The sequence below is a fragment of the Paenibacillus tabacirhizosphaerae genome (genome assembly GCF_040812395.1).
Lineage (GTDB): Bacteria > Bacillota > Bacilli > Paenibacillales > NBRC-103111 > Paenibacillus_E.
Map to the genome: position 1 here is coordinate 15,749 of NZ_JBFNXH010000020.1, position 13,901 is coordinate 29,649.

A 13,901-nucleotide genomic window follows, 5' to 3' on the forward strand; every position below is an offset into this window, starting at 1 on the left:
GGGAGCGGAATCAGAACTTATGTCATCATTTATAATTTACCCGGCGATTGATATTCGCGATGGGAAATGTGTTCGTCTGGTGCAAGGGGATTACAACCAAGAGACGGTATATAACACGAATCCACTGGAGGTTGCTCAGGCTTGGGAAGCGCAAGGCGCGTCATGGATTCATCTGGTTGACTTGGACGGAGCCAAAGCGGGCCATCCGGTCAATGACAAGCTGATCGGGCAAATCGCGCAATCCGTGAAGGTGCCAGTGCAAATCGGCGGCGGACTGCGTACAGAGCAGGATGTTGATCATATGCTTTCATTAGGCGTATCGCGTGTCATTATTGGCACGGCAGCCATTGAAAATCGCGAATTCGTATACAGCCTGCTTGCCAAACATGGTGAGAAAATTGCGATCGGCATCGATGCGCGTGACGGTTATGTCGCTACGCGCGGTTGGTTGGAAACGTCGCAGGTGAAAGCCGAAGACCTCGCAGTCGAGCTGGCAGAGCGCGGCGCCAAAACGTTCATTTTCACGGATATTTCCCGTGATGGCATGATGGAAGGCCCGAATACCCAAGCTATTGCGCAGCTGGCCAAGATCTCAGGGCAAACAGTTATCGCGTCCGGCGGTGTGAGCCAGATGGATGATTTGGTGCGCCTTGCTGAGCATGCGGAGGGCGGCGTAGGCGGAGCGATTGTAGGCAAAGCGTTGTACACAGGCAGCATTGACCTGAGAGAAGCTGTGAAACAAGTTTCCCGTTAAGTCAAATCTATTGAAACATGCACGATAACCCAGATGGAGGTGCCCATCATGTTAGCCAAAAGAATTATACCTTGCCTAGACGTCAAAGACGGCAGGGTGGTCAAAGGCGTTAATTTCGTTAACTTGCGCGATGCAGGCGATCCTGTAGAGCTTGCTGCGATTTATGATAAAGAAGGCGCCGATGAGCTGGTGTTTCTAGACATTTCAGCTTCAGTCGAAGGCCGGGCGACGATGGTTGAAGTCGTCCGCCAAACAGCCGGCGAAATTACAATTCCATTTACAGTGGGCGGCGGTATATCCAGTGTAGACGATATGAAACGGCTGCTTCGCGCCGGCGCAGACAAGATTGGGATTAACACAGCGGCTGTTCGCAATCCGCAGCTTGTATCTGACGGGGCTCGCAAGTTTGGTTCCCAGTGCGTAGTCGTCGCGATTGATGCGAAGTTCAACGCAGAATGGGGCGAGTGGGAAGTGTTTACCCACGGAGGGCGCAATGCTACAGGGATCAAGACGTTGGAGTGGGCAAAGCGGATGGAGCAGCTAGGCGCAGGAGAAATCTTGCTGACCAGCATGGATGCGGACGGTACAAAAGACGGTTTTGACCTAAAGCTGACGCGCGCTGTATCTGAGCTGTTGTCGATACCTGTGATTGCTTCCGGCGGAGCGGGGAAAGCAGAGCATTTCTACGATGTTTTCACCGAAGGAAAAGCCGACGCTGGACTGGCCGCCACGATTTTTCACTATAAAGAGTTAACGATTCAAGGGGTCAAAGACGACCTTAAAGGCAAAGGAGTGGAAATTCGATGACATTCGCAATAGATACGATTAAATACGATACACATGGCCTGGTTCCTGCTGTTGTGCAGGATGCCGTTAGCAAAGAAGTACTTATGCTCGCTTACATGAACAGTGAGTCGCTGCAACGCACGCTTCAAACCGGAGACACGTGGTTCTGGAGCCGTTCCCGTCAGGAACTGTGGAACAAGGGCGCTACTTCCGGCCACACGCAAAAGGTCAAGGCACTTCGCTACGACTGCGATGCGGATACGCTGCTCGTGCTTGTCGATCAAGTAGGACCCGCTTGCCATAATGGGACTTACAGTTGTTTCACAACGAACATTCCGTTGGAAACGGAGGGTTCAGCTCCTGCTTCGGCGGATTCCGCTGCTTCCGTGTCCGGTGAGCGTTTTGCGATTCTAGGCGAGCTGGAAGCTGTTATTGCTTCTCGCGACGCGGAGCGTCCGGAAGGTGCTTATACGACCTACCTTTTCGAAAAAGGGGTCGATAAGATTTTGAAGAAAGTCGGCGAAGAAACGGCCGAGGTCATCATCGCGGCGAAAAATAAAGATAATGACGAGCTTCGTTACGAAGCCAGCGATCTTATTTTTCACTTAATGGTGCTTTTGCGCAACAACCGACTGCCTTTAGATGATATTATGAAAGAGCTAGCTAACAGACACGTGAAAAAATAAATACAAAGACCTGGAGTGATATCACGATGTTGATTGACTATCATACACATCATGTGCGCTGCGGTCACGCCTCCGGGGAACTGGAGGAATACGTCAAACGCGGCATCGAGATCGGGCTCACGCAATTAGGGCTGTCGGATCATATGCCGCTTTTGCATGTGGACCCTGCGACTTATTGGCCCGAGATGGCCATGCCGATGGATGAGCTGCCCCGCTATGTCGAAGAGTGCCTTCATCTTAAAGCGAAATACAAGGATCAAATCGATATCCGCGTCGGGCTTGAGGGCGATTATATCGAAGGCTATGAATCGGAGATTGCCGCAATTATCAAAGCGTATCCGTGGGATTATGTCATCGGTTCGGTTCATTTTCTGGGTGAGTGGGATATCTCCGATTTCAGGCAAGTGGCTGGCTGGGAAGGTAAGGATATTTATCAGGTGTATACGCAATACTACGATGCAGTGAAGAAAGCGGCTCAAACCGGATTGTACGATTATATTGGTCATATCGATGTGATTAAGCGATTTGGCTACAAGCCGGATCGCGATCCGTGGGAGCTGGAGAAAGCAGCGCTCGACACCGTCAAGGCGTGCGATCTTGCCATTGAGCTTAATGCGTCAGGGCTGCGGATGCCCTGTGAAGAGATGTTTCCAAGCAGGCGCATGCTCGAGTATTGCCATAAGGTGGGAATCCCTTTGACGATAGGGTCGGATGCGCATCAACCCGCGCGGTTGTCCCAATATTTGGACCAGGCAAGAGAGATGCTAAAATCCATTGGATTTAACGAAATAGCCACATTTTCCGCAAGAAAACGACATCTGGTTACTTTTTAAATTCGACACGTTTCATGTATAATGAATAAAGCATGAATAATTTATTTAATGAACCTTCGGAGGTAGCCATTAACCATGTATAGCGACAATGTTAAAATTTTTTCCGGATCTTCGAATCCGAAGCTTGCGGAACGTATTTGTAAAGAGCTCGGCCAGCCGCTTGGACAAATCAAACTATCCCGTTTCAAAAGCGGAGAAATTTACTGCCTTTACGAAGAAACGATTCGTAACTGTGACGTATTCCTGGTACAAACTTTCTCCCATCCGATCAACGAGCACATGATGGAACTCTTGGTCATGATGGATGCGGCGAAAAGAGCTTCTGCAAGAACGATCAACCTTGTCATCCCTTACTATGGTTACTCGCGCCAAGAACGTAAAGCTGCTCCGCGTGAGCCTATTTCTGCAAAATTAGTAGCCGACCTGTTCAGCGCTGCAGGAGCAACACGTGTTGTCACGATTGACCTTCATGCGCCTGCCATTCAAGGCTTCTTCAATATTCCTGTCGATCATCTGACAGCTCTTGATGTGATCAGTGATTGTATCAGAAAGAAAAATCTGGTTGACCCGATTATCGTTTCTCCAGATGCCGGACGTGCAACTACCGCAGAGAAAATGGCGAACATCCTTGATGCGCCTTTTGCCATGATGATCAAAAAGCGCCCTGCGCACAACGAATCCGTGATTACGCATGTCATTGGTGATGTTGCTGGCCGCACGCCGATTATCATTGAAGATTTAATCGATACGGGAACTACGATTGTTAACGTAGTAGAAGGCCTCAAAGAAAGAGGAGCGCACGACGTCTACATTTGTGCGACGCATCCTGTGTTTTCCGGACCAGCGCTGCAACGCCTGGATCATCCGAACATTAAGGAATGTATCATAACGGATTCTATTGCTATCCCTGATGATCATTCCGATAAGTTCAAGGTGCTTTCCGTAGCGCCGTTGTTGTCCGATGCGATTCGAATTATTAATGATGGGGGTTCCCTCTCCTCCCTCTTCAAATACGGCGGCGTTTAAGAAGGAAGTTTTAAAAGACGACTTTGAAAACGAGGCATATTCTGGGAGTGGATTCGGCGTCGAATCTTGAACAAAGTCTGGGAACTGCGGTACTCACGTAGAAAACCTCTACGCTCCGTTCCTCGCTCCTCAGACTTTGTCCAACCTTCTTGGTTTTGAAAGCCGGCTTTTAAAACACTGATTTTACTTTGCAGAACAGGGCAACCGGTTCACTTCGGATAATGTTTTTGGCTTCCGGGCGATCTATGGTATAATTTGAGGTGTATCATCCAAATTGCGCCGGAGGTGTCTTGCTATGGAAAAGATTAAGCGTGTATCCGAAGTGTCAAAGCCTAAAGTCATATCAATTAACATGGATGCCGCATTCTTTTTCGAGAGAGCGGTTCAATCTTTGGATCGGTTTCATTATGATAAGGCATTGAAATATTTCCGGCGGGCAGCAGAGTATGAGCAGGATAATCCTGTGAATCACTGCAACCTCGCGGGGGTTCTCTCCGAGATGGGCAATTATGAAGAGTCGAACCAAATTTTGCAGCATATTCTTGATGTCATCGATCCCACGATGACGGAATGTTATTTTTATATGGCTAACAATTACGCCAACATGGAGAATTACGAGCTGTCGGAGCGAGCCTTAGTCCAATATCTCGAAAATGACCCAACCGGACAGTTCATGGACGAATCCGAAGAAATGATGGAAATGCTGAGCTACGAACTCGAGCGTCCAGCCCCTCTCACTAGCATCAAGAGTAGAGAAGGGCTCTTCGAGCATGATAAAGCCCGAGCTTTGCTGGAAGAAGGCAAGTTTGCCGAGGCGGTAAGACAGCTGGAGAAGATCGTCAAGAAGCATGCGGACTTTACGGCCGCCCGCAATAATCTCGCCTTAGCCTATTATTATATGGGCCAGTTTGAGAAGGCGATGAAGACCATACATGAAGTGCTGGAGATTGACCAAGGTAATCTGCATGCGCTTTGTAATCTGGCTATTTTTCACCAGCATTTCGGAAATAAAGTGGAACTGGCTGAACTCGTTGATCTGCTGCGCAAGACATTCCCTTATCAGCACGATCATGTGTTCAAGCTTGCCACGACGATGGGGATTTTAGGGGAACACGAGAAAGCCTATCACCTGTTCAAGCGTTTGCTGAAGGCGGGAGAAGGCGGCTCAGATCCGTGCCTCTATCATTACGCAGCTGTCGCAGCGTGCCATATTGGCCGTTACGCCGAAGCGCAGCGTCAGTGGAAGCAGGTGGAGAAGCTAGATCCCGGCACGGAGATCTCTAAGTTTTATCTGGAGCAGCTTCGTACGCGGACAACAAGCGAGACGCCTCCGACTTGGAGCTATCACTATCACCTGCCGTTTGAGGAGCAGTTCCGGGTGTTGGAGAAGTCCACGCAGGGCATTCCCGAACAATTGAAAAAAGATCCGCTTGTGCGCTCGTCCTTCTTTTGGGCATTGCGGCATGGGGATATGGATACGAAGCTTCAGGTTATTCAAGCTTTTGGCCTGATTGCCGACAATGAGGTCAGGGATGCTCTGCAAGCTTTTATTATGGAGCGTCAGGAAGACGACTATTTGAAAAAAGTTGCGATTTTCGTGCTTCGCAGTATGGGAATTCGTGATTCGCTGCCTGCCTTTCTCGAAAATAAAGAGATCATGGTAGAGGCGTCTCCTTATTCTCCTCAGCTGCCAATTTGGGATGCGAAGTGGCAGCATGTCATGGAAACCGCACTTTCACATATGCATAAACGTTACGATATGATTCAGCAGTATGACTTGGAAATTTTGTGGGTTGAGTTTTTGACGAAGATTTACCCGGCTGTGCCAAAAATCCAGAAATCTGAAGGCTGGGCAGCGGCGTTGGAATATTTGATCGCCAAAATGCACCGCCGCGCCATCTCGTATCAGGAAGTATCTGCCCGTTACGGCGTCACAGTTTCGACTGTCAGCCGCAACGTGAAGCTGATCGATGAGGCTTGCGGGCTGCGTGTGAAAATGGAAGCCATTTTCCAAAAATTCACGAGTATTTGACGGCAGGGCTTTTCTTCCAAGAACGCTCGCTTTCTTACTATATTATCTAAGGCGGCACTGACTGCCCACAGAGAACGAATCAACCACTAGGAGGGAAACCATATGTACAAATCAGTCGTTGTAGGAACAGGACCGTCCGGTCTAACAGCAGCCATTTATCTGGCTCGCGCGAACTTGAGCCCGCTTGTCATTGAAGGTCCAGAACCAGGCGGTCAGCTGACCACTACTACCGAAGTAGAGAACTTCCCAGGGTTTCCTGAAGGCATCATGGGTCCGGAACTCATGGAAAATATGCGCAAACAGGCAGAGCGCTTTGGTGCGGAGTTTAAAACCGGTTGGGTCAACTCCGTAGAGCTGACGAATCGTCCATTCAAGCTCCAAGTCGAAGGTCTTGGCGAGATCGAAACAGAAACGCTGATTATCTCCACGGGCGCTTCGGCCAGACTGCTTGGCATTACGAACGAAAAAGAAAATATTGGCCGCGGCGTAAGCACGTGCGCAACATGTGACGGTTTCTTCTTCCGTGGTAAAAAGATTATCGTTGTCGGCGGCGGCGATTCCGCGATGGAAGAAGCGAACTTCTTGACACGCTTTGCTTCTGAAGTTCGACTTGTACATCGTCGCGATGAGCTGCGTGCTTCCAAGATCATGCAGGATCGCGCTCGCGGCAATGAGAAAGTGAAATGGTCTCTGAACAATACACCGCTTGAAGTCGTTGCCGGCGAAAAAGGGGTAACCGGTCTTAAAGTGAAAAACAATGAGACGGGTCAGGAAGAAATCATTGAAACCGATGGTATTTTCGTAGCGATCGGCCATACGCCGAATACGAAGTTCCTCGGCGGCCAAATCGATACTGACGAGCATGGTTACATTGTTGTGAAACCAGGCACGACAGAAACGAACATTCCGGGCGTTTTCGCTTGCGGTGACGTGCAAGACACCAAATATCGCCAAGCGATTACAGCGGCAGGCAGCGGATGTGCAGCTGCGCTGGAAGCAGAGAAATTCCTTGAAGGTCACATTGTGCATGATTGGAGCCAGACGCTGTAATTCGTCTGAATCCGTAGATGGAACGTGGAGGGCTAATCTCTCCACGTTTTTGCAGTTATATAGAGTTATTGTTGAATCTTGACCTCTATACAACCTTGTCTTATAGTTGGTACAGGAGCTTATGTGCCCGAAAATTTTATGATTATTCATAGAGGTGACCTTGCAATGTCAAATCAGATTTATATCGGTGTAGATTTAGGTGGAACCAATATTAAAGTCGGTCTCTGCGACGAGCAGGGAAAACTGCTTCATACTTATGAAGGACCTACTGGCGCGGAGCATGGCCCTGACGCTGTGCTTGAGCGCATTGCCCAGTATGTGCGCCAAATTGTCCAAGATTCTCCGTTTGAATGGGAGCAAGTGGCTGGTATTGGTGCAGGGCTTGCAGGATTCATGGATATTCCTGAGGGCTTCGTCAAATTCTCGCCTAATTTGCAATGGCGCAATGTCCCTGCGAAGAAATCGCTTGAAGCTCTTCTCGGCAAAACAGTCAAAATCGATAACGATGCTAACGTAGCCGCACTGGGCGAGGCTTGGGCGGGCGCTGGAGCGGGCATCCCGAATGTGGTGTGCTACACGCTGGGAACAGGCGTGGGTGGCGGCATTATTATTAATGGTAAAATCTATCAAGGCTCCGCCGGTATGGCAGGGGAGCTTGGTCATATGTCAATCGTGCCGGATATTGAAGCGATCGTTTGCGGCTGCGGTCAAGTTGGCTGTCTGGAAACCGTTTCATCTGCGACAGGTATCATTCGCATGGCGAATGATGCGGTAGAGCGGGGAGAACGCACTTCGCTTGCTTTGCACGAGAAGATCGACGAGGCTAAACAAGTGTTCGATGCAGCGAAATCCGGAGATGAAGTAGCACTGCGTATCGTTAATCGTGCTGCGTACTATCTCGGACGTTCGATGGCTGCAATGGCAGTCGTAATCAACCCTAAGCGTTTCATTATTGGTGGCGGCGTTTCGAAAGCAGGCGAAATCCTGTTCAACCCGATTCGCGAAACGTTTAAGAAATACACGCCTGAAGCAGCCCAAGACGGTGTTGAAATCGTTCCGGCTATTCTCGGTAACGATGCTGGCGTTGTTGGTGCTGCAGGCTTGAATTTGCGTTAGCTTGCAAATGAAGTTCGTGCATGGCTCGAGGCTTGTTCGTCTTGCCCCTTGAAACGCACGTCAAAGGAAGGTGCAATCGATGGAAGAGAACCACCCTTTAGCGAAATTAGTCATTATCACAGGAATGTCGGGTGCTGGTAAAACGATCGCTGTGCAAAGTCTCGAGGATCTCGGATTTTTCTGCGTCGATAATTTGCCTCCGGTACTTATTCCTAAGTTTGCTGAATTGATTGAACAGTCCATGGGGAAAATCGGCAAAGTAGCTTTAGTGATTGATTTGCGGGGGCGTGAGTTTTTCACGGCGCTTCAAGAATCACTTCGTTCTATTCAAGAAGATTACACGCTGACTTATGAAATATTGTTTCTGGACGCGACCGATGCTACTCTCGTGCAGCGTTACAAGGAAAGCCGCCGCCGTCACCCGTTGGCCCCGAATGGAGCGCCGCTTGAAGGCATTGGCCTAGAGCGGAAGCTGCTTGAGGAGCTGAAGGGCTTGGCAACGCAAGTCATTGATACAAGCACGTTGAAGCCCGTACAACTGAAAGAAAGAATTATTTCCCGGTTTACCAATTTGGAATCGGACCGCATATCTATAAATGTAATCTCCTTTGGGTTTAAATACGGGATCCCGATTGATGCCGATTTAATCTTCGATGTCCGTTTTTTGCCGAATCCACACTATGTGGAACAGCTTCGCCCGCAAACCGGTCAAGATGCCGACGTGTATGACTATGTGATGAAATGGACCGAAACGCAGGAATTCCTTACGAAGCTGCTTGATATGCTGAACTTCCTCATGCCGCAGTACAAGAAGGAAGGCAAGAGCCAAGTTGTCGTTGGAATCGGGTGCACAGGAGGCAAGCATAGGTCCGTCGCGATTACCGAATATCTCGGTAATGTGCTCGGCAACGGCGAGACGGAAGCGGTACGTGTAAGCCATCGAGATGCGGAGCGGGACCGCGGTTAGGCAGTCTCACGATGAAGAGGGTGAAGAAGAATGAAACGTGAACATGCGCATCGAACGCCCAAAATCGTCGTGATTGGCGGTGGTACGGGTCTCTCTGTCATGCTAAGGGGACTGAAGGAAAAACCGGTAGATATCACTGCAATCGTTACCGTTGCGGATGATGGGGGCAGCTCGGGCATCCTCAGGACGGAATTGCAAATGCCTCCTCCCGGTGATATCCGCAACGTGTTAACAGCACTCGCGGATGTGGAACCTCTTTTGGCACTTATGCTCCAGTATCGTTTTCAATCGGGAACGGGATTAGCCGGGCATAGTCTGGGGAATCTAATATTGGCAGCACTTACAGATATTACGGGGGACTTCGTCACAGCTGTACAGGAAATGAATCGCGTATTCGCTGTCAGAGGCAGAGTGCTGCCTGCTTCCAGTCAAGCGATCGTACTGAAAGCAGAAATGGAAGATGGCACTTTAGTTGAAGGTGAATCCAAAATTCCCAAGGCAGAGGGAAGAATTAAGCGCGTTTTCATTGAACCGCCCAATGTGGCGCCTCTTGCCGAAGCGATACTGGCTATTCGGGAAGCCGATGCAATTCTGTGCGGTCCGGGGAGTTTGTACACCAGCTTGCTGCCTAATTTGCTGGTTCCCCAGGTTGCGCAAGAAATTATGAAATCGGAAGCGGTCAAGCTTTTTATTTGTAATGTAATGACGCAACCTGGAGAGACCGACGACTATTCGGTTGGTGATCACCTGGATGCCATACATGATCACTTAGGGCATCATTTGTTCGATTATGTTATTGTGAATAACGGTGAAATTCCTCCCCAAGTCCAGGCGAAATATGCGGAGAAGGGCTCGAAGGCCGTCCATCTGGATCTAGATGAAGTGACGAAGCGGGGATACCGGGTTATTGCGGACCGGCTTGTGTTGTTCCGTACCTATCTGCGGCACGACGCTGAGAAGTTGAGTGACCATATTTATCAGCTCGTTGACAGCTGGATGTCAAGGAAGAGGTGAGACCTTTGTCCTTTGCGGCAACAACCAAAAAAGAACTAACCCTAATCGAAACAGACGCCTGCTGCGAAAAAGCAGAGCTCTCTGCATTGATTCGGATGAATGGCTCTGTGCAGTTATCCAATCAACGTGTCATTCTCGATATTTCTACTGAAAATGCCGCTATTGCAAGAAGAATCTACACCTTGCTCAAGAAGACGTACCAGTTGCACATTGAACTGCTTGTACGCAAGAAAATGCGCTTGAAAAAAAACAATGTATACATGGTTAGGGTGCCGGTTGGCGTTCAGGAGCTGCTGAGCGATCTGAAAATCGTCTCCGAGGGCTTCATGTTTACGCCTGGTATTGAGAAGGAGATCATTCGTGGCAATTGCTGTAAGCGTGCCTACTTGCGCGGAGCCTTCTTAGCGGGCGGATCTGTGAACAGTCCTGAGGGTTCTTCCTACCATTTGGAGATTGCCTCCATTTATGAGGAACATTGTCGGGCCTTGTCCCAACTCGCGAACAAATTCGATTTGAATGCTCGCTCCATCGAGCGCAAAAAAGGGTTTGTGCTTTATATCAAAGAAGGCGAGAAAATTACCGAGTTCCTTAGTATCATAGGGGCGCATCAGGCGCTGCTGCGTTTTGAAGACGTTCGCATTATGAAGGACATGCGGAATTCGGTGAATCGCATTGTGAATTGTGAAACTGCGAACTTGAACAAAACGATCGGGGCAGCAGTTAGGCAGATCGAGAATATCCGTCTTTTACAGCGTGAAGTAGGTCTTCAGAGTCTGCCCGAAAAGCTCAGAGAGGTCGCTGAAATCAGACTTCAGCATCCCGATATGAATCTAAAAGAAGTTGGCGATATGCTTAAGGGAAGTGTAAGCAAATCCGGTGTTAATCATCGTCTGCGGAAAATTGATGAATTAGCTGAAAAACTGCGAAATTCGCAATCTTGAAGCACTCGTACAGCGCTTGCGCAAGTTTTTCTCATTTTTTCTAGTGTACTTGAGTGAAAAATGCTATAATGTTAAAACATAGGGTATCTGCACTGTTATCAATAGTAGTTCATATAAGCTCGAGTAGGGGGAATTAGTTCCATGTCCAGACGGCCAGTCGTTGTGAAGTTGAGAACAGGACTTCATGCCAGACCTGCGGCATTGTTTGTTCAAGAGGCAAATAAGTTTTCATCTGAAATCTTCGTTGAAAAAGATGAGAAGAAAGTGAATGCGAAAAGCATCATGGGAATTATGAGCCTTGCGATCAGTACAGGGACCGAAGTCTTCATAAGTGCAGAAGGATCGGACGCCGAGCAGGCTGTAAACGCTTTAGTCACATTAGTAAGCAAGGAAGAGTTGGAGAACCAATAATTCGTCAGAAGCTTCCTGGAGAGGAAGCTTTTTTGCCTTCATAGCAAGGGTAAGTTTTCATTACGGAAACGACTTTCCTCAGTGGTATATTGTGGATTGCTTAGGCATTGCTGTTTACAATAAGACGCTCTGCCAAAAAGAAGCTAGATGTGTATCTTACACGTTTAGCTTCTTTTTGGTTTACCCAGAGAAGAGAATGGGTACGCCCAAATATCGGTGACACCATCTCCTTTTGCCCTAAGTTTACATAAACTTAATAGGATAATGATGGCGACGAAGTTGATGACGGGAGGCAGTCAATCCATGGATCGTCCAAAGTCGAATCGATGGTTTAACTCGATTGTCATGCAATATGGCATGCGTTCTTTAAAAATTGAAGCTTGCCGAACGCTTTACAGAAAAGAAGCCGCGTATCATGTTGTTACAGATAAAGGCGATGTTTTGTTGAAACCGTTTAAGGGGGCGAAGGCGCGGCTCGATCGCGTGCATGCCTATATGGTTTGGCTAAAGAAGCATCACTTTACTAACATGCCGCAATGGCATACGACGAATAATCGTAAGCATTGGGTCCGACATAAGGGGCAGCTCTTTTATATCTCAGACTGGATAGAGGGTTCCAAACTAGAAGGAAACGAAGAAGATTATGTGAGGCTTGGCGAAGCGCTTGGTCGGTTGCACCAGATTTCGCGGGGCAAGGCATTGCTGTCGCCCTCCTACACAAAACGAAAAATCAGATTCTTTCAGCAGGAGTACCGGTTGTTCAGGCGCCATTTGCGGGCGGTGCGGAAAGAAAAGCATGCGGCCGGCCGATGGTTCAAGATGTATGGGGATCCATGCATCCGGCTGGCGGAAGAGGCGTGGAGCACATTGCGGCGGCCTGACATTCAGAGTGTTCTGCGGTGCGAGCGCTCCTCACTGTTGCACGGCGATGTCACAATCCCGAATGTGATCGTCAATGAGAAGGAGGTCTACCTGGTAGATTGGGAATTTACAGGACGAGGCTCGGCCTATTACGAGCTAGCCAAAACCTTGAACAATGTTACGCATTGTTCGGCCACATACATGAATGCGCTCCTGGTCGGCTATGAGCGAATCCGTCCGCTTGCTCAGGAAGAAAGACAGATTATAGCAGCCTTTTTCCGGCTGCCGCGAGAAGCGTGGATTGCCGCTCGTCAGAGCCGGGGGGGCGTGCGCTCAGCGGTCTTTCAAGGTTTGAAAGACTCGTGGTCACAGCGTATAGACGTGATTCAATGGATGGATACGTGGGCGCAGCAGCTTCCGAAACAGCCGCAAGAGCCGCCGCAGGAACTGGAAGAAACTCCGGTTGAAGCTTCTCAGCCCGCCCTCATTCCGAATGAGGGGGGAATTGGCCTTGTCAATCATCAAGGATATTGAGGAAGCGTACCCTGTAACACTCAGCAAAAGAACGAAAATCCGCGATGTATACCGGTTACTTACGGATGAAGGACGATTGCTTTGCAGCAAAAGCTTTGACATTCCTGAACCGGAGGTTGATTTTATTGCTCGTGTGATGACTCATTTAGCGGAAACGGGATTTCCTTATGGCCCAAGAATTGTTATGTCTAAGACCCAAGCGCAATGGATGAAAAGGAAAGAGAAGCCGTATATGGTGACCAACTGGGTGCAAGGAAGGTCACCTGACTTTAATGATCGCCCGGAATGGAAGAAAACGATTCGCACCTTGGCTGCTTTCCATCGTCATGCGGAAGGGATCGTGCTCCAAGACGTGCCTGCAGGCAGAGACCGATATGCCTATTTGCAAAGCCTGATCGAGGGGTATCGTCTAACTTTAAGCGAACAGCAAGAGTTAGGGGAGCTCGGCGCATTCACAGCCCTTTGCGATGAGGCTATCCAATATCTCAATCAACCTAAGAGTGTAGAGGCGATGAATCGCGAAGCATCTTTAGGTGCTTTTGCACATGGAGATTTTAATTATCCGAACTTGGTGCTGGATCGTAAGGGAAGCATCCATCTTATTGATTTTGAGAACACATCCTTACAGGCAAGAATGACGGATCTTTCTCATATTCTGCATCGGAATTATTCGTGGAACGGCGAGGAAATGGTACGATGGATTGATTACTACGATCGTAAAAGGCCGCTAAGCAGCGAAGACAGGCATCTGTTATTCGCACTGCTGCATGTGCCGTATCCAATTGTTCGGGCGATTCGTTTAAATAAGAAGAGGGGTACACTAATAGAGGCGCTTCCTGACACTAAATCGATTGACAAATACGTAAAAGCTTTAAGTTCCATGCTATGAT

At 48.8% G+C, this 13,901-nt stretch carries 14 protein-coding genes; all 14 read left to right on the top strand.

Features of this window, described 5'->3' with window-relative positions; all coding sequences use genetic code 11:
- Positions 1-19: 19 nt before the first annotated feature.
- The gene (hisA, locus tag ABRS97_RS24265) at positions 20-754 is read left to right on the top strand and encodes a 1-(5-phosphoribosyl)-5-[(5-phosphoribosylamino)methylideneamino]imidazole-4-carboxamide isomerase (protein ID WP_367818296.1); all 735 of its coding nucleotides are present in this window, start codon (positions 20-22) and stop codon (positions 752-754) included.
- A gap of 48 nt (positions 755-802) precedes the next feature.
- A complete protein-coding gene (gene hisF, locus ABRS97_RS24270; RefSeq protein WP_367818297.1) occupies positions 803-1,561 on the top strand; it encodes an imidazole glycerol phosphate synthase subunit HisF in 759 nt (252 codons plus the stop codon).
- A complete protein-coding gene (hisIE, locus tag ABRS97_RS24275) occupies positions 1,558-2,226 on the top strand; it encodes a bifunctional phosphoribosyl-AMP cyclohydrolase/phosphoribosyl-ATP diphosphatase HisIE (RefSeq protein ID WP_367818299.1) in 669 nt (222 codons plus the stop codon). The genes hisF and hisIE overlap by 4 nt, the downstream gene beginning before the upstream one ends.
- Positions 2,227-2,252: 26 nt before the next feature.
- Positions 2,253-3,059 (top strand): histidinol-phosphatase HisJ, encoded by an 807-nt coding sequence (gene hisJ, locus ABRS97_RS24280; protein WP_367818301.1) that lies wholly within the window; start codon positions 2,253-2,255, stop codon positions 3,057-3,059.
- 75 nt (positions 3,060-3,134) lie between these two features.
- Positions 3,135-4,085, top strand: coding sequence for a ribose-phosphate diphosphokinase (locus tag ABRS97_RS24285; RefSeq protein ID WP_367818302.1), 951 nt, complete (start codon positions 3,135-3,137; stop codon positions 4,083-4,085).
- A gap of 295 nt (positions 4,086-4,380) precedes the next feature.
- On the top strand, positions 4,381-6,117 hold the full coding sequence (locus ABRS97_RS24290) for a tetratricopeptide repeat protein (protein WP_367818303.1): 1,737 nt from the start codon (positions 4,381-4,383) through the stop codon (positions 6,115-6,117).
- Between the two features lie 102 nt (positions 6,118-6,219).
- Complete coding sequence (trxB, locus tag ABRS97_RS24295) at positions 6,220-7,167, top strand: thioredoxin-disulfide reductase (RefSeq protein ID WP_367818305.1); 948 nt, start codon at positions 6,220-6,222, stop codon at positions 7,165-7,167.
- 165 nt (positions 7,168-7,332) lie between these two features.
- Entirely contained in the window at positions 7,333-8,283 is a 951-nt protein-coding gene (locus ABRS97_RS24300) for an ROK family glucokinase (RefSeq protein ID WP_367818307.1), read from the top strand.
- Positions 8,284-8,362: 79 nt separating this feature from the next.
- Positions 8,363-9,250, top strand: a complete 888-nt coding sequence (gene rapZ / locus ABRS97_RS24305) for an RNase adapter RapZ (protein WP_367818309.1) — start codon at positions 8,363-8,365, stop codon at positions 9,248-9,250.
- A 30-nt stretch (positions 9,251-9,280) separates the two neighbouring features.
- Entirely contained in the window at positions 9,281-10,264 is a 984-nt protein-coding gene (locus ABRS97_RS24310) for a gluconeogenesis factor YvcK family protein (RefSeq protein ID WP_367818311.1), read from the top strand.
- 5 nt (positions 10,265-10,269) lie between these two features.
- The gene (gene whiA / locus ABRS97_RS24315; RefSeq protein WP_367818312.1) at positions 10,270-11,205 is read left to right on the top strand and encodes a DNA-binding protein WhiA; all 936 of its coding nucleotides are present in this window, start codon (positions 10,270-10,272) and stop codon (positions 11,203-11,205) included.
- A 141-nt stretch (positions 11,206-11,346) separates the two neighbouring features.
- Positions 11,347-11,616 (top strand): HPr family phosphocarrier protein, encoded by a 270-nt coding sequence (locus ABRS97_RS24320; protein ID WP_028555561.1) that lies wholly within the window; start codon positions 11,347-11,349, stop codon positions 11,614-11,616.
- Between the two features lie 303 nt (positions 11,617-11,919).
- Positions 11,920-13,011 carry a phosphotransferase gene (locus tag ABRS97_RS24325; protein WP_367818314.1) on the top strand — a complete coding sequence of 364 codons (1,092 nt, stop codon included), beginning with the start codon at positions 11,920-11,922 and terminating at the stop codon, positions 13,009-13,011.
- Complete coding sequence (locus ABRS97_RS24330) at positions 12,989-13,900, top strand: phosphotransferase (RefSeq protein WP_367818315.1); 912 nt, start codon at positions 12,989-12,991, stop codon at positions 13,898-13,900. The genes ABRS97_RS24325 and ABRS97_RS24330 overlap by 23 nt, the downstream gene beginning before the upstream one ends.
- Position 13,901: the final 1 nt, after the last annotated feature.

Excerpts from the sequence above, each read along its gene's own strand:
- trxB (WP_367818305.1), top strand. The coding sequence starts at position 6,220 with ATGTACAAATCAGTCGTTGTAGGAACAGGACCGTCCGGTCTAACAGCA.
- hisIE (WP_367818299.1), top strand. The coding sequence starts at position 1,558 with ATGACATTCGCAATAGATACGATTAAATACGATACACATGGCCTGGTT.
- ABRS97_RS24290 (WP_367818303.1), top strand. The coding sequence starts at position 4,381 with ATGGAAAAGATTAAGCGTGTATCCGAAGTGTCAAAGCCTAAAGTCATA.
- ABRS97_RS24320 (WP_028555561.1), top strand. The coding sequence starts at position 11,347 with ATGTCCAGACGGCCAGTCGTTGTGAAGTTGAGAACAGGACTTCATGCC.
- hisA (WP_367818296.1), top strand. The coding sequence starts at position 20 with ATGTCATCATTTATAATTTACCCGGCGATTGATATTCGCGATGGGAAA.
- hisF (WP_367818297.1), top strand. The coding sequence starts at position 803 with ATGTTAGCCAAAAGAATTATACCTTGCCTAGACGTCAAAGACGGCAGG.
- rapZ (WP_367818309.1), top strand. The coding sequence starts at position 8,363 with ATGGAAGAGAACCACCCTTTAGCGAAATTAGTCATTATCACAGGAATG.
- hisJ (WP_367818301.1), top strand. The coding sequence starts at position 2,253 with ATGTTGATTGACTATCATACACATCATGTGCGCTGCGGTCACGCCTCC.
- ABRS97_RS24285 (WP_367818302.1), top strand. The coding sequence starts at position 3,135 with ATGTATAGCGACAATGTTAAAATTTTTTCCGGATCTTCGAATCCGAAG.
- ABRS97_RS24310 (WP_367818311.1), top strand. The coding sequence starts at position 9,281 with ATGAAACGTGAACATGCGCATCGAACGCCCAAAATCGTCGTGATTGGC.
- ABRS97_RS24300 (WP_367818307.1), top strand. The coding sequence starts at position 7,333 with ATGTCAAATCAGATTTATATCGGTGTAGATTTAGGTGGAACCAATATT.
- ABRS97_RS24325 (WP_367818314.1), top strand. The coding sequence starts at position 11,920 with ATGGATCGTCCAAAGTCGAATCGATGGTTTAACTCGATTGTCATGCAA.